This is a genomic window from Streptomyces sp. NPDC060198, assembly GCF_042728415.1.
GTDB lineage: Bacteria > Actinomycetota > Actinomycetes > Streptomycetales > Streptomycetaceae > Streptomyces.
The window spans coordinates 1-18,325 of sequence record NZ_JBHWZJ010000124.1; the positions used below are offsets into that span (position 1 = coordinate 1).

The 18,325-nt window shown below is 72.1% G+C and carries 14 protein-coding genes, 1 tRNA gene and 1 pseudogene; 10 read left to right on the forward strand and 6 right to left on the reverse strand.

What is annotated here, in order from left to right; all coding sequences use genetic code 11:
- Positions 1 to 128: 128 nt before the first annotated feature.
- Positions 129 to 650 carry a universal stress protein gene (locus ACFWEP_RS17300; protein WP_387371075.1) on the reverse strand — a complete coding sequence of 174 codons (522 nt, stop codon included), beginning with the start codon at positions 648 to 650 and terminating at the stop codon, positions 129 to 131.
- Positions 651 to 1,808: 1,158 nt separating this feature from the next.
- Here ACFWEP_RS17300 and ACFWEP_RS17305 point away from each other — a divergent pair.
- The 3 genes from ACFWEP_RS17305 (at position 1,809) to ACFWEP_RS17315 (ending at position 3,863) form a co-directional block, all read left to right on the forward strand.
- Positions 1,809 to 3,029 (forward strand): GlxA family transcriptional regulator, encoded by a 1,221-nt coding sequence (locus ACFWEP_RS17305; protein WP_387371077.1) that lies wholly within the window; start codon positions 1,809 to 1,811, stop codon positions 3,027 to 3,029.
- A gap of 10 nt (positions 3,030 to 3,039) precedes the next feature.
- The gene (orn, locus tag ACFWEP_RS17310; protein WP_387371079.1) at positions 3,040 to 3,645 is read left to right on the forward strand and encodes an oligoribonuclease; all 606 of its coding nucleotides are present in this window, start codon (positions 3,040 to 3,042) and stop codon (positions 3,643 to 3,645) included.
- Positions 3,646 to 3,790: 145 nt separating this feature from the next.
- A tRNA-His gene (locus ACFWEP_RS17315) sits at positions 3,791 to 3,863 on the forward strand.
- Positions 3,864 to 4,013: 150 nt separating this feature from the next.
- Here the strand turns inward: ACFWEP_RS17315 and ACFWEP_RS17320 are convergent.
- The gene (locus ACFWEP_RS17320; RefSeq protein ID WP_387371081.1) at positions 4,014 to 4,358 is read right to left on the reverse strand and encodes a trypco2 family protein; all 345 of its coding nucleotides are present in this window, start codon (positions 4,356 to 4,358) and stop codon (positions 4,014 to 4,016) included.
- A 75-nt stretch (positions 4,359 to 4,433) separates the two neighbouring features.
- Between ACFWEP_RS17320 and ACFWEP_RS17325 the strand changes: the two genes are divergently transcribed.
- The 7 genes and pseudogenes from ACFWEP_RS17325 to ACFWEP_RS17355 all read left to right on the forward strand — a co-directional run bounded on the left by ACFWEP_RS17325 (position 4,434) and on the right by ACFWEP_RS17355 (position 12,639).
- Positions 4,434 to 6,212 (forward strand): trypsin-like peptidase domain-containing protein, encoded by a 1,779-nt coding sequence (locus ACFWEP_RS17325; RefSeq protein ID WP_387371083.1) that lies wholly within the window; start codon positions 4,434 to 4,436, stop codon positions 6,210 to 6,212.
- A 44-nt stretch (positions 6,213 to 6,256) separates the two neighbouring features.
- Positions 6,257 to 7,855: pseudogene (locus ACFWEP_RS17330) on the forward strand (tetratricopeptide repeat protein); the annotation flags it as partial.
- Positions 7,856 to 7,892: 37 nt separating this feature from the next.
- Positions 7,893 to 8,495, forward strand: a complete 603-nt coding sequence (locus ACFWEP_RS17335) for a tetratricopeptide repeat protein (RefSeq protein WP_387371101.1) — start codon at positions 7,893 to 7,895, stop codon at positions 8,493 to 8,495.
- A gap of 136 nt (positions 8,496 to 8,631) precedes the next feature.
- Positions 8,632 to 10,083, forward strand: a complete 1,452-nt coding sequence (locus tag ACFWEP_RS17340; protein ID WP_387371085.1) for a VWA domain-containing protein — start codon at positions 8,632 to 8,634, stop codon at positions 10,081 to 10,083.
- Positions 10,080 to 11,003: a hypothetical protein gene (locus tag ACFWEP_RS17345; RefSeq protein WP_387371087.1), complete on the forward strand. Its 924-nt coding sequence runs from the start codon at positions 10,080 to 10,082 to the stop codon at positions 11,001 to 11,003. Before ACFWEP_RS17340 ends, ACFWEP_RS17345 begins: the two co-directional genes overlap by 4 nt.
- Complete coding sequence (locus ACFWEP_RS17350; protein WP_387371089.1) at positions 11,000 to 12,202, forward strand: ABC transporter substrate-binding protein; 1,203 nt, start codon at positions 11,000 to 11,002, stop codon at positions 12,200 to 12,202. Before ACFWEP_RS17345 ends, ACFWEP_RS17350 begins: the two co-directional genes overlap by 4 nt.
- Before the next feature lie 50 nt (positions 12,203 to 12,252).
- Entirely contained in the window at positions 12,253 to 12,639 is a 387-nt protein-coding gene (locus tag ACFWEP_RS17355; RefSeq protein WP_387371091.1) for a VOC family protein, read from the forward strand.
- 208 nt (positions 12,640 to 12,847) lie between these two features.
- Here ACFWEP_RS17355 and ACFWEP_RS17360 read toward each other — a convergent pair whose 3' ends face one another.
- The 4 genes from ACFWEP_RS17360 to ACFWEP_RS17375 form a co-directional block, all read right to left on the reverse strand.
- Positions 12,848 to 13,879 carry a LacI family DNA-binding transcriptional regulator gene (locus ACFWEP_RS17360; RefSeq protein ID WP_387371093.1) on the reverse strand — a complete coding sequence of 344 codons (1,032 nt, stop codon included), beginning with the start codon at positions 13,877 to 13,879 and terminating at the stop codon, positions 12,848 to 12,850.
- Between the two features lie 334 nt (positions 13,880 to 14,213).
- Positions 14,214 to 15,665 (reverse strand): GH1 family beta-glucosidase, encoded by a 1,452-nt coding sequence (locus ACFWEP_RS17365; protein WP_387371095.1) that lies wholly within the window; start codon positions 15,663 to 15,665, stop codon positions 14,214 to 14,216.
- A gap of 103 nt (positions 15,666 to 15,768) precedes the next feature.
- A complete protein-coding gene (locus tag ACFWEP_RS17370; protein ID WP_387371097.1) occupies positions 15,769 to 16,686 on the reverse strand; it encodes a carbohydrate ABC transporter permease in 918 nt (305 codons plus the stop codon).
- 18 nt (positions 16,687 to 16,704) lie between these two features.
- Positions 16,705 to 17,700: a carbohydrate ABC transporter permease gene (locus tag ACFWEP_RS17375; protein ID WP_387371099.1), complete on the reverse strand. Its 996-nt coding sequence runs from the start codon at positions 17,698 to 17,700 to the stop codon at positions 16,705 to 16,707.
- Positions 17,701 to 18,325 lie beyond the last annotated feature (625 nt).

Here is an 18,325-nt window from a genome sequence, read left to right on the forward strand (position 1 = left end):
GCACCACGATCGAGTGGTGTGCGTCCGCTTCCGTCGTGTGCGCATGACCCGGCGTACCGATGTGCGACCCGGGGGGTGTTGACGGTCCGTCGACCACACCCGGGGTGCGCTGTCCCGGAGTGTGGTGTTCAGGGGATGACGATGACGGGGCGTTGCGCCCGGCGGGCGAGACGGCCGGCCACGGAGCCGAAGATCCGGCCCACCAGACCGTGCGTCGACCCGACGACGATGGCGTCGGCGGCATACTCGCGGCCGACTTCCTCGAGTTCGTGACAGATGTCGCCGCCGCGCTCGACCAGCACCCACGGCACCTCGGAGAGGTATTCCGCGCAAGCCAGTTCGAGACCGAGCACCTCGGTGCGGTGATCGGGCACGTCGACGAAGACGGGCGGTTCGCAGCCTGCCCAGACGGTGGTCGGAAGCCGGTTGGCGACGTGCACGATGATCAGCCCGGAGCCGGATCTGCACGCCATGCCGATCGCGTAGGCGAGCGCGCGCTCACTGGACGTGGAGCCGTCGAAACCGACCACGACACCGTGCCGGAAGGCCGGGTCGCAGGAATGACATGTTTCTTCGACCGTCAGAGGGTCCGACCCGTGGTCGGTTACCTGCTTGCGGTCTGCGGGTTCAGGGGATTCGTGACCGGCCATCGGTGTCTCGGCGAAGAGAGTCCTCGTGAGGAGGGAACGGCTAGGGGGACGTACTCGACTGCGGGGCGCGGGTGTGCGGGACTGGCGAGTTGCGTCGGACGACCGCCCGGGACCGTGGTCCGACGACGGGCGTCCAGGGCTGTCGCCCCGGGCTGCTGTCGGGCCCTTGTCCGGGAATCATCTTTCCAACCCTTTACCCCCAAGGGTACGGCGCCACTCCTCCACTGCCCAGACCGCCGCAAAGCGCGTGACGCGCTTTGGGGGAGCATGCACGAGGCGAGGGCGGATGGCAATGCCGGTTGCCCACTACACGGAGCGTTCCGCGGTCGCGGATGCCCCCCGCCCCGTTTTCCGACGCGCCGGTATGGGCCGCGGAGAGGCTCCGGCACCCGACGCTTGCCTCGTACTGACCCATGGAACGCACCCTGTTGGCCATCTCGGGCCATCGGCGGCCGCGTCGTCGCGCCGGGGTTCACAACCGGAGCGAGCGCGTGGTGACCGCCGGCATCCGACGCCGTCCCGCCGTTCCGCGCCAGGCCGGCCACGAGCGCAAGAGGGCGCACGGACAGGCGCACCCGGCGCAAGCGAATTCCTTGCGTGCGCCGGTGAATCCGTTGGCCCACCGGACTCGCGCCCACTCCCCGGCCCGCTGCCGTCCGTGCCCCGTGAGCGGTCGACGGCGGAGCGCGCATCCGTCGGCGGGCTTCCTCGCAGGTGCGCGAGGGGCGCGATCGAAAGCGTTCCCAGTACGCGGGGAGCGCGCCGGAGCATGACCGAATCGCGCGCACGCGACCGTCTCTTTTGAGCCAACTTCACATCTGCGCCGAAACCTTGGCGATGTGCCCCTCATTCGCACTTGTCACCAGGCAGGAACGGACCGCGCGGTACGCTTTCACCCGACGCGGACGGGCCATGATCGCGGCGCGCACTTCACAGTGCCGCTCGCGAGTGGAACGCTTCGTGATCGAACGCTTCACGCCACGTTGCCTTGTCGACATTGAGCCGGTGAGGGAACGTGTCAATTCGGTATCGCCGGACGCAGTAGGTTCGATCTTGGAATCGAGCACTGGGGACACGTGCGGCGCCGAGGGGACACGTGCAGGAGCGACAGGCCTGTAGGGACCAGGGAGACGCGAACACCGAGGGGGGCTTAGCGTCATGAGCCAGGACTCCGCATCCGCAACGGAGGCCGCACGGAAGTTGGCCGGGCGGCGACGCCGGGAAGTCGTAGCCGTACTGCTGTTCAGCGGCGGCCCGATCTTCGAGAGCTCCATCCCGCTCTCCGTCTTCGGCATCGACCGGCAGGACGCGGGCGTACCGCGTTACCGACTGCTGGTCTGTGGCGGCGAGGAGGGACCGCTGCGCACCACCGGCGGTCTCGAACTCACCGCGCCGTACGGCCTGGAGGCGATCAGCAGGGCAGGCACCGTGGTGGTGCCCGCCTGGCGTTCGATCACCTCGCCGCCGCCGGTCGAGGCGCTCGACGCGCTGCGCCGTGCCCACGAGGAGGGCGCCCGCATCGTCGGGCTCTGCACGGGGGCCTTCGTGCTCGCCGCCGCCGGACTGCTGGACGGCCGCCCTGCGACGACGCACTGGATGTACGCGCCGACGCTGGCCAAGCGCTATCCGTCGGTGCACGTCGATCCGCGCGAGCTCTTCGTCGACGACGGGGACGTCCTCACCTCGGCCGGTACGGCCGCCGGGATCGACCTCTGCCTGCACATCGTGCGTACGGACCACGGCACGGAGGCCGCCGGAGCGCTGGCCCGTCGGCTCGTGGTGCCGCCGCGCCGCAGCGGCGGCCAGGAACGCTATCTCGACAGGTCTTTACCCGAAGAGATCGGCTCCGACCCGCTCGCCGAGGTCGTGGCCTGGGCCTTGGAGCACCTGCACGAGCAGTTCGACGTGGAGACGCTGGCGGCCCGCGCCTACATGAGCCGCCGCACGTTCGACCGGCGCTTCCGCTCACTCACCGGCAGCGCGCCGCTCCAGTGGCTGATCACCCAGCGGGTGCTCCAGGCGCAGCGACTGCTGGAGACGTCGGACTACTCGGTGGACGAGGTCGCGGGTCGCTGCGGCTTCCGCTCGCCGGTGGCGCTGCGCGGTCACTTCCGCCGCCAGCTCGGCTCCTCCCCCGCGGCATACCGGGGCGCCTACCGGGCCCGCCGGCCGGGCTCGGGTCCGGAGGCGGGAGCGGCCGAGGCCGCGGTGCCGGCGCAGGTCTCGTCCGCGGTCCGCAGGATGCCGAGCGGTTCCGCGGGGCTGGCCGCGTTCGCGGCCTCCCCCGGGACGCCGGTCCTCCCCGACCGGCCGGACCGGGGCCCGGAGGGATACACCGGCGGACGCCCGGCCCTGCCGGGACAGCGGAGTGCCCCGTAGGGTGGGGCCCATGAACGACCGCATGGTATGGATCGACTGCGAGATGACCGGACTCTCGTTGACGGACGACGCACTCGTCGAGGTGGCGGCTCTGGTCACCGACTCGGAGTTGAACGTGCTCGGCGAAGGGGTGGACATCGTGATCCGCCCGCCGGACGCGGCCCTGGAGACCATGCCCGAGGTGGTGCGGCGGATGCACACCACCTCGGGCCTCCTGGACGAGCTGGCCGGGGGCACCACCCTGGCCGACGCCGAGGCCCAGGTGCTGGCATACGTGCGCGAGCACGTGAAGGAGCCGGGCAAGGCCCCGCTCTGCGGAAACTCCGTCGGCACCGACCGGGGTTTCCTCGCGCGCGACATGCAGGCGCTGGAGGGGTACCTCCACTACCGCATCGTCGACGTCTCCTCGGTCAAGGAGCTGGCCCGGCGCTGGTTCCCTAAGGCGTATTTCAACAGCCCGGCCAAGAGTGGCAACCACCGGGCGCTCGCCGACATCCGCGAGTCCATCGCGGAGCTGCGCTACTACCGCGAGGCCGTCTTCGTGCCCCAGCCCGGCCCGGACTCGGACCGCGCCAAGGAGATCGCCGCACGCCACGTGGTGCGCCCCGAGCAGTAGCCGCACCCGCGCGGAACCCCCTGTTCACGGGCCCGAGAGGGCCCCTGAACAGGGCTGCGGAAGGTGCCGCGGAAAGGTGGCGCGAGCACCCTCGAAAACCCTGTACACTTTTTCTCGGCCGGTCGGAAACGCCCGGGCGAACATGGTGGGTATAGCTCAGATGGTAGAGCACCTGGTTGTGGTCCAGGATGTCGCGGGTTCGAGTCCCGTTACTCACCCTTGAAGGAGAAAGCCCGGTCCGCGGAAGCGGACCGGGCTTTCTGCGTGTGCGGTCCGGCCGACACCGAACCCGCGGCGCCGCACCCGGCACCGGCACACTCACCCACCGTGACGGGGGCCCGTGGCCTGTGGTGCGTACTCCCGCCCGCCTACGGCTCCTGCCGCAGCGACGCTCGTCCCGATCCGGCGGGCGGAGCCTGGGAGCGGCGTACTTTCAGCCGCTCGCCGGAAGCCAGTTCCGGTTTCAGGGTCACCTGTACTTGGTGGGTCGTCTGGCGGTCCAGCGTCGCGCCGAGCTCGGCCGTGACCACCCCGATCCGGACACCGCCCTTGCCGGTGCCGGTCCGGTGGACCTGGACGGTAAAAGTCAGATTCACGTCCTCCACGGTGAAACCGAGGTTCTGGCCCGCCGCGTCGGCGCGGGCGAGTTCCAGTTCGCCCCTGATCCGGCGGATCACCTCGGCCAACCCAACGAAGTCGGGTTCGTTCGTCAATTCGCCTCCACAGACGGCCTGTTGAACCAGTGACATCAGTATGCGACAGCTCCGGGCGCCCGTATAGTCACGGGCATGGCTGTGGACGGGGGAGTCCTGGCCGTCTCGTCGATGGAGACGCCGAGTTGGGCGGTGCGGCTCCGAGGAGCGGACGGTGAGATCGCGGGGGCCGGCATTCTGCTGAGCGCCGACCACGTGCTCACCTGCGCCCACGTGGTGGGCGGGGTGGGGGCCGTCCTCACCGCGGAGTTCGTCGGGGCTCCGGGGCACGGTGTACCCGCGGTCCTCGCCCGGGTGGACGACGACGCCTACGTACCGGAAGCACTCGACGCGGACGGCGATCCCCGTGGGGACGTCGCCCTGCTGCGGCTGGAGAAGCCACGGCCGCCGGGGGACGCCGTCCGGCTGCACCGGCTGTCCGCACCCGACCGCAAGGTACGGATGTACGGCTTCCCGCTCGACCACAACGGCGGCATCTGGTTCCGCGCCACCGTCGTGGGCGGCTGCGGACGCGACGGGCAGGTACAGATGAGCCCGGCCAGTCCGGGCGAGGTGGCGAGCCCGGGGTGCAGTGGCGCGGGGGTCGCCGACAGCCTGACCGGCGAGGTCATCGGAATGGTGCTCAGCGGCCAACGGGACCAGCACGGCAACCTCTACTCCTACATGACGCCCGCCGAGACCATCGTCCGCCATCTGCCCCGGGTCGAGGCATTCACGGTGGGGCGCACGGCGGTCGACGACCGGCTGCGCTCCACCGACGACGACGCCGCCCGGGATCTGTTCGACGAGCGGTTCGCCCAGCGCCTCGCCGACTGGCTTCAGGACGACGGCACCCCGTTGAAGATCAGTGTGGTCGGGCACGACGACGACGCGCGCGCCGCCACGCTGCGCCGCGCCATCACACTCGCCGACCGGGAATTGCGCACCGCGGTCTCCGTCGGCCGCACCTCCCTCGAACCGCCCGGCACCGTCCCGTCGGCCGGCGACCACGACCTCGCGTTGCACGCCGGAGGTCTGGCCTCCACCGAGATGGCCGAGCGGATCGCCGAGCGCATGGGGTTGTGGCAGCACACCGGGGAATCCCCGGCCGACCGCATCCGGACGGCGAAGGTCACGCTCACCCTGGTCGTCGTCGGCGTGGACGAGGCGCTCGACCCTCCGGCGCTGCTGGAGCTCCTGGACGTACTGCGCGCAGGGGGCAGCCGCCTGCTGCTGGTCTTCCGCACGGACGGCGAACACCACCGCCAGGCGCGCCGGCTCCTGCTGGACCGGCCGGCACGGGAGCACCGGGACAGGCTCGTCGAGCGGCTGCGGGACATCACGGGCCCCCTCGCCGCAGCCGTGTTCGAGCGCCGCTCGACCGTGGTGCCGGAGGGTGTCCCTCCACTCGACTCGGATCTGGTGGCCGCGCACGCCGCCCTCTTCGACCTGCTCCGGGCGAGAGCCCCCGGCGGCGGACCTGATGCGGCCCGGTACGAACAGCTGGCCGACCGGGTCTCCGCCCGGCTGACGAGGCACCTCCGCCGCCTCGACGAGCTGGCCGCCCGGCGCGACGAGCTCACCGGCCGGCTGCGCAGCTACCACGTCCTGCATCAGCGCGCCACCCGGGGCGCGGAGGATCCGGCGGTCGACGAGCTCTACCTGCGGGCCCACTCCCTGCTCCGGGCGACCCCCTGCGACGTACGCGCGGCGGAGGCGGCGGTGGACGACTTCACCCGCCGGGTCGACGCCCGCACGGAGCCCGGCGGGAACGCGAGGGCCCGCACGGACCACGGGAACGCGGCGAGCGGCACGGACTGCGGCAGCGGGTACGGGGACGCTTTCCCGTGCCGCGACGGGGGGCGACCGGAATGAGCGGCACGGAGTGCGGCAGACGCGACTGCCGGGGCGGCCGGATCATGGTCACCGGTTTCTGCGACACCTGCTTCCGCCGTGCCGCCACTCCCGCGACGCGCCCGACCCGTCCCGCCGAGCCGTCGGCCCGCCCGGCCGAGCCGTCGGTACCCGCGCGCAGTCCCGTCCCTCCGCCCGTCGGCGCGCTCGACCGCGACGGACTGCTGGTCCTCCCGTATCTGCCCGCGCCCCCGCCGTCCGAGGCGGCCCGGACCGAAGCCACTCCTCCCACCGGCGGCCGGCGCTGCGGTGTCGACAACTGCGCCGGCACCATCGGCATCTCGTACGACGGCGGCCCCGCACCCGACCACGGGTTCTGCCCGGACTGCGGTACGGCGTACTCGTTCCTGCCGAAACTGCGCCCCGGCGACCGGGTCGGCGACCACTACGAGGTTCTGGGCTATCTCGCGGTCGGCGGCCACGGCTGGGTCTACCTGGCCGAGGACACCCGGGTGCCCGGCCTGCACGTCGTCCTCAAGGGGCTGATCAACACCGGGGACGCCGTGGCCCGCCGGGGGGCCGTCGAGGAGCGCCGCTCGCTCACCACCCTCCATCACCGCGACATCGTCCGCATCGTCACCCACGTCGGGCACCAGGCACCGGGCGATGCCGAACCGACCGGCTACATCGTCATGGAGTACGTCGGCGGCCGGTCCCTGGCCTGGATCCGGTTCGCCCCCGAGGACGAGCTGAAGCGGCTGTTCGGCGAGGAGGGCTTCACCTTCGGTCACGTCATCACCTACGGATGCAAGATCCTCGGTGCGCTGGAGTACCTGCACGACCAGGGCCTGCTCTACTGCGACATGAAGCCCGAGAACGTCATCCACTACGGCCGCGAGATCAAGGTCATCGACCTCGGCGCCATCCGCCGGACCGACGACCGCTCGTCCGGGCTCGTCCACACGAACGGCTACGCGCCGTCGAAGAAGGAGCGCGACGCACGCGGCTTCACCGTCGACAGCGACCTGTACACCGTCGGCCGGACTCTGAAGGTGCTCGCCGAACGGGCGACCGTGCCCGCCGGTCTGGCCGCGCGCTCCTTCGAGGAACTGATCCGCCGTGCCACCCACCCCGAGCCGGCCGCCCGGTTCCGTTCGGCGGCGGAGATGTCCCGCCAGTTGTGGGAGGTGCTGCGTGAGCACCAGGCGCTCGGCGGGCACGAGCCGTACCCGGAACGCTCCACCCGGTTCGGGGCGACGGCCGCCGTCTTCGGTGACGGCCTCGGTACGGCCCCCGCGCTGGACCGGTGGACGGAACGCCCGGACGGCGGGGTGCCGGTGCTGCCGGCCGGCGCTCCCGATCCCCGGGAGACGGCCCGTGCCCTGCCGGTCCCCCGCCCCGATGCCTCGGACCCGGCGGCGGTGCTGCTCGGCGGGCTCGCCGCCGGCACTCCCGACCGCATCGCCGAGCAGGCGGAGACCGATCCGGCCTTGCGCACCGCGGAGACCGCGCTGTGGCTGTGCCGCGCCTATCTGAACGCCGGGGACACGGAGCGCGCCGGGGCGTGGATGGCCCGGGCAGAGGCGTGGAGCGGTCCTCACGACTGGCGGATCTTCTGGCACCGGGGACTGGCGCATCTCACGCGCGGGGCGGTGGACGAGGCGGAGGGGGAGTTCGCCGCTGCCTACGCCGCGTTGCCCGGTGAGGCCGCGCCCCGGGCGGCCGCGGGCCCACCAGGCGGCGGCCCGCGAGCAGTTGGCGGAGCAGTACTACGAGGCGGTCAGGCGACGCGATCCCACGCAGGGCAGCGCCGCCTTCGGAGTGGCCCGGCTTCGCCTGCGCAGGGACGGCCGCCGGTCGGCCGTCGACGTCCTGGACGAGGTACCGGCTACGTCCCGGCACTACGACGCCGCCCGTGTCGCCGCGGTCCGGGTGCTGACCGGCCGGCTGCCGGGCGGTTCCCGGCCGGCCGGTGCCGAACTGCGCGAGGCTGCCCGGCGGCTCGCCGGGCTGCACCTGGACGACCGCGGGGCGCGGGACCGGCTGGTGACCGAAGTGCGGGAGCAAGCCCTCGCGCACCGCCCGCCGGAGGGATGGGGCGGCGGCTTTCCCGCCGGTGAGCTGTTCGGTCCGCAGGACACCGAGGACGCCCTGCGCGGGCTCCTGCACCGGTCGTTGAAGGGGCTGGCCGGCCAGGCACGCAGCGTCGACGCACGGGGCGACCTGCTCGACCTGGCGTACTCGGTGCTCCCCGTACCGCCCGGCCCGCGCACGCTGCTGCGGGGGTGGCGGGGGACGGCGTGAGCACCCGGTGGTGCGGGACACCGCCGACGAGCACCGGCCCACGGTGGAGCAGCACGGCAGGACCACAGGGCAACAGCGCAACAGAAACTCAGGAACTCAGCAACGGCGGGAACGACGGCGAGGGGACACGGACAGCGTGGACACGGAGAGGCCCCGGGCGGGCGGGACGGCCGGGCGGGTCGCGGTGGGGCTGGAGACGAGCCAGTGGAAGTACCTCTCCGACGGGGCCGCGGACCCGCAGATGCACTGCGTCCTCAGCGTCCGGGTGGACGGTACCGGGGGCGTCGGCCGACCGGACGCGCCCATGCTCGCGCAGGTCCTCGCCGTCGACTGTTCCAGCTCGATGAGCTGGCCGGTGGAGAAACTGCACGCGGCACAGCAGGCGGCGCTCGCGGCGATCCGCAAGCTGCCCGACGGCACCCCGTTCGCGGTGGTGAGGGGCGATCACCAGGCGACCATGGCCTACCCGGCCACCCCTGGGATGGCCCTGGCCTCGCCCGGCACCCGGGCGCGCGCGGCGCGTGCCGTGCACGACCTGGTCGCGGGCGGTGGCACCTGCATCGGCTCCTGGCTGGATCTGAGCCGTCGGCTGCTGACGGAGCAGGACGCGCCCATCGGACACGTCCTGCTGCTGACCGACGGCAAGAACCAGCACGACGAGCAGATGCCGCTCGACCAGGTGCTGGATACCTGCGCGGGCCGGTTCGTCTGCGACGCCTGGGGCATCGGCGACCACTGGGACGGCCGGGAACTGGTGCGTATCACCACCCGGCTGCACGGCCGCGCCGACTCGGTGCGCGAGGAACGGGACCTGCCCGCCGCGTACGAGAGGCTGGTGGACGGTCTCCTCACCAAGTCGGTGCCCGAGCTGACGATCTCCGTGACCACGATGCCCGGTTGCTCGGTGCGCTACCTCAAGCAGGTCTATCCCGCCAAGACCGAGCTGACCGCCGAGGCGGACGGCACCGGGCGGTTCGTCACCCGGGCCTGGGGCGACGAGACCCGCCGCTACCAGTTGTGCCTGTCGGCGGACCCGTCGGGCCGCCCGCGCGAGGAGGACCTCCAGCTCGCGATCGTCGCCGTCGACGTCCCCGGCGGCGAGGCGCGGCTCCCTCCGCCGCAGCCCTGCCTGGTGCACTGGACGCAGAATCCGGCCCTGTCCCAGCACACCGACGACCAGGTCGAGCACTTCGAACAGCATCAGCGGCTCGGCGAGGCCCTGGCGGCGGCCACCGACGCCCACCGCGGCGGCAGGCTCGACCTGGCCGCGCACCAGCTCGGCCGAAGCGTCCAGCTGGCACACGCCATGGGCGCCCGCGAGGTCCTCGACCGGCTGGCACGACTGGTGCACGTCGACGACGCCGAGACCGGCCAGGTCGCGCTGCGCCCCGGCGTGACCGCTGCCGACTTCGAGCATCTGATCACCGCCGCCAGCCACAGCACCTACGGCCCCGAGTCCGGGAGCGCGGCGGGCGCCCCACCGGCCGGCGGCGGGGCCACCGTGCGCTGTCCGCGGTGCTCCGACAGGTCCCCGGCCACCGCCAAGTTCTGCCCGTCGTGCGGCCACCGCTTCGAGGCACGGCCGTGAGCACCACGGGCCGGGACCTGGCACGCAGACTCAGAGGGCTGGTGGCCCTCGGGACCGCCACCACCCTGGTGCTCTTCCTCGCCTACCGGGGCGTGCACGGCGACGCGGTTCCGCTGTCCGACGCGACCACGCCCGCGGTCCTGGCCGTCGACACCGCCCGCAACGCCCTGTACGACGCGCACGACATCGTCCGGGACAGCGGCGCCGGGGGCGACACGAGCGGCGAGTTCTACACCCAGATCTCGGTCGCCCAGCAGAGCCTCGCGGTCGCCGCGTCCGAGAACGTGATGGGCCTGGAGGGCCGCCACGACCTCCAGACGGTCACCGGGCTGATCGCCGTCTACTCGATCTGGCTGGACCGCCGGGGGCGAGAACCGGCCGGGTCCCCACTGCGCGCCGCCTACCTGCAGTACGCCGAGCGGGTCCTGGGCCCGGGGACCGGCGGCGACATCATGAGCCGTCTCGCCGACCTGCGCGCGGGGGAGGTGGCCGAGGCCCGGCGACAGGCGTCCTTCCCTTGGCCGCTGTGGCTCGGCTGGGGCATGGTCGCGGTGCTGTGGACGCTGCTCTGCGCGGCGCTGCTGGAGACCCAGCGGTTCCTGCGACACCGCTTCCGCCGCCCGTTCGACCTGCGTCTGCTGGGGGCCACCGTGCTGTGCTTCACCAGTGTGCCGACGCTGGCCTGGCACACGGTCGCCGTACACGGTGCGATGGCCGGGGCCCTGTCCGAGATCGTGCGTCCGCTTCCCGCGGCCGAGGTGCCCGACACCGCCGACGACGTGCACGGAGCGCTCCGGCACGCCTGGTTCTGGGCGTCGTTGTCCGAGTGGGTTCTGCTGGGAGGAGTCGTGGTGGTGGCATTGACGGTGTGGGGGCTGTGGCCGCGGATCGCCGAGTACCGGTTCCGGGTCCAGCGGTGAGGCGCCCCCGGCCCCGCACGCTCGGCATCCTCTGCGTCTGCCTGGTCCTGGTCGCATCCGGCGTATACGCCGGGGTGCGATGGGCCCGCGGTCCGCAGGGCTCCGTCACCCTGCTCGCCAACTGGAGCGGCGAGGAGCGCGCGCAGTTCGAGGAGCACGTCATCGAGCCGTTCGAGAAGAAGTACCGGATCGATGTGATCTACCAGGGCAGCTCGGCGCTCAGCCAGGTGCTCGCCGCCGACATAGCGGCCGGCGACCCGCCCGACGTGGCGGTGTTGCCCGGCCCCGGAGAACTCCTCACCTACGCGGCGGAGGGCCGGCTGCATCCGCTGGACGGCCTGTTCGACCCTGGTCAGTACGACCGTTTCTGGGCACCCGAGATCTCCGTCGGGGACGAGGACCCCCACACGTACTGGCTGCCGGTGAAGACGGGTCTGAAGAGCATGGTGTGGTACGCGGGACCGGTGCCCTCGCCCGGAGCGGCGCCCGGCCGGTGGTGCCTCGGCATGGAGTCCGGCGCGACCTCCGGCTGGCCCGGCACCGACTGGGTCGAGGACATCCTGCTCCAGCAGGCGGGGCCGCAGGTGTACGAGGAGTGGGCCGACGGCAAGCTGCCGTGGGCCGACGACGCCGTCCGGAAAGCCTGGACGACCTGGGCGGACATGGTGGGCGCGGGCAGCGGCGAGCGGATCGAGAAGGCTCTCGTCACGGACTTCGCCGACACCTGCCCGCCAAACCGCCTGGAGCACCAGGGCTCCTTCCGCGCCGAGACCTGGCGGCAGGTGGCCGGCAGCGACTTCGCCCACTCCTCCGACGTCCTCGCCTCGCCCGGGCGGAACGCGGGCGCCTGGGAGGTCTCCGGCGACCTCGCGGCCGTACTGGACCCGACGCCGGAGGCCGAGCAGCTGATCCGCTTCCTGGCCGACCCCTCCACCGCACTGCCGGAGTACGCGGCGAACAGGGCCGCACCCTCCGCCGACGGGCAGGACGAAACGGAACGGAGGATCGCGAGCATCCTCCGGGGCACCGACGGAATCCGCTGCTGGGACGCCTCCGACGCGATGCCCCGGGCCACCCGGGACGCCTTCCACCTGGCCGTGCTGCGCCATCTCGTCGCCCCGGGCGAACTCGACGACCGGCTGGAGGAGCTGGAGGAGCTCCGCGTGGCGCAGAACCTGCCGGTCTGCAGCGGCGGTTGACCGGGGCGGCGGGGCCCCCGGGCCGTCGGGGCGGCGTAGCCTCGGTGCGCATGGTGCACGTACTGAGCAGCAGGACGCTGTTGCGTCCCACCGACCCCGAGCGCACCCGCGCCTTCTACGGCCAGGCCCTCGGTCTCGCGGTCCACCGCGAGTTCGGTACCGGCCCCGAGCGCGGCACGGTCTACTTCCTGGGCGGCGGGTTCCTCGAAGTCTCCGGCCGGGGCGACTCCCCGCCCTCCCCCGGCCTGCGGCTCTGGCTCCAGGTCGCCGATGTCGCCGCCGCCCACGAGGAACTCCTCACGCGCGGTGTGCCGGTCCTGCGACCGCCCGTCCAGGAGCCGTGGGGGCTGATCGAGATGTGGATCGCCGACCCGGACGGGCTGCGCATCGCGGTCGTCGAGGTCCCCGCGGACCACCCGTTGCGCAGCCGTCCCTGAGCGCGCTCTCGTCGTACAGGCCCCGGGGCGTGTGTCGAAGGTCCCGCCTGTCCGGTGACGCCCGGCACGCACCCTCGCCGCGCTGCCGGGGTCGCCCCGACACGTCCAGTACCGGGGCGACCCTCCGCCCTGCGATCGCACGCACCGGACGCCCCCGGACCGGCCCCTCGGGCGGACGCCGCCACTTCCGACACACGCCCCGCTCCCCTCACGAAGAGGCGCGGACGACCAGTTCGGTCGGGAGCACCAGGTGCCGGCGCTCGTCGGTGGGGTCGGTGATCTGCTGGAGGAGGACCTCGGTCATGGCGCGTCCCATCTCCTCTATGGGCTGGCGGACGCTGGTGAGGCCGGGCTCCATGTGACGGGCCACCACCGAGTCGTCGAAGCCGACGAGGGCCACGTCGTCCGGGATGCGGCGGCCGGCCTCACGCAGGACGTGGCGGGCGCCGGCCGCCATCACGTCGGAGGCGGCGAAGACGGCGTCCAGGTCGGGGTGGCGGGCGAGCAGTTCGTGCATCGCGCGGGCGCCGCCCTCCTCGGTGAAGTCGGCGAGGGCGATGAGGCGTTCGTCCGGGGCGAGGCCCGCTTCGGCGATCGCCTGGCGGTAGCCGTCCAGGCGGCGCTGGGCGCCGTAGACCTCCAGGCGTCCGGTGATGGTGCCGATGGTGCGGCGGCCCTGCGCGATGAGGTGCGCGACGGCCGTGCGGCCGCCCTGGAAGTTGTCCGAGTCGACCGAGGTGAGCGGTTCGTCGGCGCCGCGCTGGCCGCTGATGACGCACGGCATGCCGAGCTGCTCCAGGAGTTCGGGCAGCGGGTCGTCGGCGTGCACGGAGACGAGCAGGACGCCGTCGACGCGGTGCGCGGTGAGGTACTGGGCGAGCCTGCGGCGCTCACGGTCGCTGCCGGCGAGGGTGAGGAGCAGCTGCATGTCGGTGTCGGCGAGCGCGGCACCCACTCCCCGGACTATGTCGGAGAAGTACGGCTCGGCGAAGAAGCGGGCCTCCGGCTCGGGTACCACGAGCGCGATGGCGTCGGTGCGGTTTCCGGCCAGGGCACGTGCGGCGCGATTGGGTACGTATCCCAGTTCGGCGATGGCGGCCTCGACCACCTCGCGGGTCTGGTCGCTGACGCGCGGCGAGCCGTTGATGACGCGGGAGACCGTGCCGCGGCCCACGCCCGCTCTGACGGCGACCTCTTCGAGCGTCGGCCGCCCGCCGCCCCGTACGCGTGCTGACACCATGTCCGCCTCCCGTTCTCCGTCAACTTCTCACAGTCGAATATGTCGAAGAAAGCCCTGTCGATAGATTCCCTTGACACGTTTCCGGACCCGGGGGCTGCCGAAGAGCACCAAATTTGGGAGCGCTCCCAATCGTACGGGACACCTCTCGGACGCACGAAGACCCGGCTGCATTCACAGCCGGGTCTTCGTGCCGGGGGCGTGTGGTGCGCCCCTCGCGGACGCAGGTGGGCGGGGAGGCCGTCTGCGCCGAGGGGGTGTCAGGAGGAGTCGCGGCCGGTCAGGCGGCCTCGACTCCTCCCGCACCCCCGGGCTTCGCGGCGCGGGTGCGGACGCGTCAGGCCTGCGGGAGTCCGTGGCGGCGGATCACGTCGGAGTACCAGTGGGCGCTCGCCTTGGGGATGCGGGTCTGCGTCGCGTAGTCGACGTAGACCATGCCGAAGCGCTTCGAGTAGCCGTACGCCCACTCGAAGTTGTCCATCAGCGACCAGAGGAAGTAGCCGCGGACGTCCACGCCGTCGGCGATGGCGCGCCGGACGGCGTCGATGTGGCCGTGCAGGTACGCGATGCGCTCCGGGTCCTCGACACGGCCCTCGGGCGACACGTAGTCGTCGAAGGCGGCGCCGTTCTCGGTGACCATGAGCGCGACGTCCGGGAACTCGCGGGCGGTGTCGACCAGCAGGGCGTGCAGGCCGTCGGGGTCGATGGACCAGTCCATCGCCGTGACGGGCTTGCCGTCCGCCTTGTGGAAGGCGACATGCTCCGAGCCGGGCCACGGCGAGTGCGAACTGTCGCCGTGGGCGTGGCTGTTGCTCTCAGCGCCACCGCCCGAGGGGTCGGTGACCAGGGTCGGCGCGTAGTAGTTGATGCCGAGGACGTCGAACGGCCGCGAGATCGTCGTCAGGTCGCCTTCGCGCACCAGCTTCGACCAGTCGACGAGGTGCTTGGTGTCGGCGATCAGGTCCTCGGGGTAGGCGCCGTGCAGCATCGGGCCGGTGAAGACCCGGTTGCCGACGGCGTCGATGCGGCGGGCCGCGTCGACGTCACCGGGGGCGTCGCTGAGCGGGCGCACCTGGTGGAGGTTGAGGGTGACCGAGGTCTGCGCGCCGGCGGGGATGGAAGCGCGCAGAGCCTCGATCGCCCGTCCGTGGGCGAGGTTGAGGTGGTGGGCCGCCTGGAGCGCAGCGCCCGGGTCGGTACGGCCGGGGGCGTGGACGCCCGAGCCGTAGCCGAGGTAGGCGGAGCACCAGGGCTCGTTGAGCGTGGTCCACGTGCCGACGCGGTCGCCGAGGGCGCCGGCCATGATCGCCGCGTAGTCGGCGAACCGCTCGGCGGTGGCGCGCTCGGGCCAGCCGCCGGCGTCCTCCAACTCCTGCGGGAGGTCCCAGTGGTAGAGGGTCGCGACGGGCTGGATGCCCGCTTCGAGCAGCTCGTCGACGAGCTTGCGGTAGAAGTCGAGGCCGCGCTCGACGGCCGGGCCCCGACCGGTGGGCTGCACGCGGGACCAGGAGATGGAGAAGCGGTAGGCACCGAGGCCCAGCTCCTTCATCATCGCCACGTCGTCGCGGTAGCGGTGGTAGTGGTCGCCGGCGATGTCACCGGTGTCGCCGTTGCGGACCTTGCCGGGGGTGCGGGAGAAGGTGTCCCAGATGGACGGGGTGCGGCCGTCCTCCGAGGCGGCGCCTTCCACCTGGTAGGCGGCGGTGGCAGCGCCCCAGACGAATCCGGGCGGGAAGACGAGGGCGTCGGCGGCCTGCTTGGGGGCGAGGTCGGGGCGTACAGCGGTCATGCGGGAGCGCTCCCATGGATGAAGGGGAAGAGGGGGTTCCGGGGCCCGCGCGGGCACCTGTGGGGGCGTCGCGCGGGGCACCGGAGGTGCGGGCCGGGGTGTCTCAGCCCTTGACCGCGCCGGACATGATGCCGCCGACGATCTGCTTGCCGAAGATCACGAACACCGCCAGCAACGGCAGCGTACTGATCAGGGCACCCGCCATGACGATCGACTGGTCCGGCGTGTACGAGGCGCTCAGCTGGCCGAGGGCCACCTGGATCGTGGGGTTCGCCTGGTTGAGTGCGAGATACGGCCAGAAGAAGTCGTTCCACGCCTGGACGAAGGTGAGCATGCCGAGCACCATCATCGCGGGGCGCGCCACCGGGAGCACCACGCTGAGCACGACGCGGAAGTTGCTCGCGCCGTCGATCTTGGCGGCCTCGATCAGCTCGTACGGAAGCGCCTCCAGCAGGTACTGCCGCATGAAGAAGACACCGAACGCGCTGACCAGGGTCGGGAAGATGACCGACTCCAGCTTTCCGCCCCAGCCGATGTCCGACATCATCATGAACAGCGGGACGACGCTGAGCTGCGGCGGGATCGTCAGCGTGGCGATGACCGCGGTCATCAGCCAACCGCGGCCCTTGAAACGCATCTTGGCGAAGGCGTAGCCGGCGAGAGTGCAGAAGAACAGTGTCGCGGCGGTGATGGACGCCGAGACGATGAGGGTGTTGACGATGGCCTTGCCGAGGTTGGCGTTCTCCCAGGCGGCCTGGAGGTTGTGCCAGAGCCGGCCGCCCGGCAGGAACGGCGGCGTGCTGGCCAGGACCTCGTCCTGCGTGTGCGAGGCGGCGACGAACGTCCAGTACAGCGGCAGGACCGAGCCGATGCCGATGACGATCAGCGCGATGTAGGTGAACGGGCCGGCCTTGTGGGTGTCGCCCGCGCCCATGGCGAGGCGGCCCTTGCGGGGGGCGCGGCGGTCCGGCTTCGGCCGCCCGGGGGCGGAGACCTTGGCGGGGGTGCTGGTGATGGTCATGAGAGGTATCGCTCCCGGTCAGGCCGCGGAACGGCGTACGAAGCGGCCGATGATCCAGTTGATCAGCGCGATGGCCAGCAGGAGGGCGAGCATGGACCAGGCCACGGCGGCCGACAGGCCGAGGTGCTGCAGGTTCCAGCCGTAGTTGTAGAGGTAGATGCTCAGCGTCTCGTACTGGTGCTCGGTGCCGCCGATGGCGCCGATCGCGCCGCCTTCCAGCAGCAGCGGCTCACCGAACAGCTGCATGGAGCCGATGGTGGAGATGACGATCGTGAAGAGGATCGTCGGCCGCAGCGACGGGATGGTCACCTTGATGAACTGCTGCCAGCGGTTGGCGCCGTCCAGCGAGGCCGCCTCGTAGAGGTCGCCCGGCACGGCCTGCATCGCGGCGAGGTAGATCAGCGCGTTGTAGCCGGTCCACCGCCAGATCACGATGACCGAGATGGCGATCTTCGAAGTCCAGTGCCCGTTGCCCCAGTTGGTGTCGCCGAAGCCGACGAAGTGCAGGACCCAGTTGAGGAGTCCGCCGTCGGTCCGGAAGACCAGGGCGAAAACGAGTGCCGCGGTGGCGACGGAGGTCGCGTACGGCGTCAGGATGATGGTGCGCCAGAAGGTGCTGGCACGCAGCTTGTAGTTGAGCAGGTGGGCCAGGCCCAGCGCCACCAGCAGCTGCGGAACGGTGGACATGACACCGATGAGGAACGTGTTGCTGACGGCCGTCCAGAACTCCGAGTCCTGGAAGATCTTGACGAAGTTGTCGAAGCCGACCCATTCCATCTGGTCCATGCCGGTCATCTCGACCCGGTGGAGGGCGATCCAGCCGGTGTAGATGAGCGGGTAGAGGCCGAAGGCCCCGAAGACCAGGAAGAAGGGGGCTATGTACGCGTACGGGGACGCCTTGTCGTCGAACCGCCACAGCCGGCTCCGCCAGGTCTGCCGGCTGCTCACCGGTTTCTGTCGGGAACCACGGGGTGGCGGGACGTAGGCGTCCCGGGTGGGGGTCGAGGTTGCCACGGGCGGGAGTCCTTCCCTGGGGTGCGCCGGCGGGCGCGTCGATCGGTACCGGGCCGGCCCGGCTACGGGAGTGCGTGTCCCGGTGCGGTGCGGAGCGGTGCCGGTCGTGTGGGGCTGGATGGGCGGAACCGTCGATTCCGGGGGCCGGCCTGTGCGGAGCCGGACGGCGGAACGAGCGGAGTGGTGCGGGCCGAAGTGGCCGGTGGTTCGGTTGCGGGAACGGGTTCGGGAGCCTCCGGGCCGGTGAACCGGTGGAGCCGGGTCACGTCTGCGCCTACGAGCCGGGGGAGGCCGGCGGTTCGGCTGCGCGGACGCCCTGGGCGGCGGGCCGGGGAGGCCGCTGGTGCGGCTTCGGCGACGGGCCGGGAGGAACGGTGGCCGTGCGGGCGGTGCGGGTGTGCGGGCGGTGCGGGTGTGCGGGCGGTGCGGGTGTGTCTGCGCGGGTGGCGCGGGTACTGCGGTGGATCTGCGCGCGGGCTGTGCGGTGGATCTGCGCGCGGGTGCTGCGGGGCCGGGTGCGGGGCGCCGTGTGCGGGCCGGCGGACTCGTGTGGCGCCGGCCTTCGCCGGCGGCCGTTCTCCCGGGCCCGGTGTGCGGGGGTCCGGGAGAACGGACCGGTGGCGTG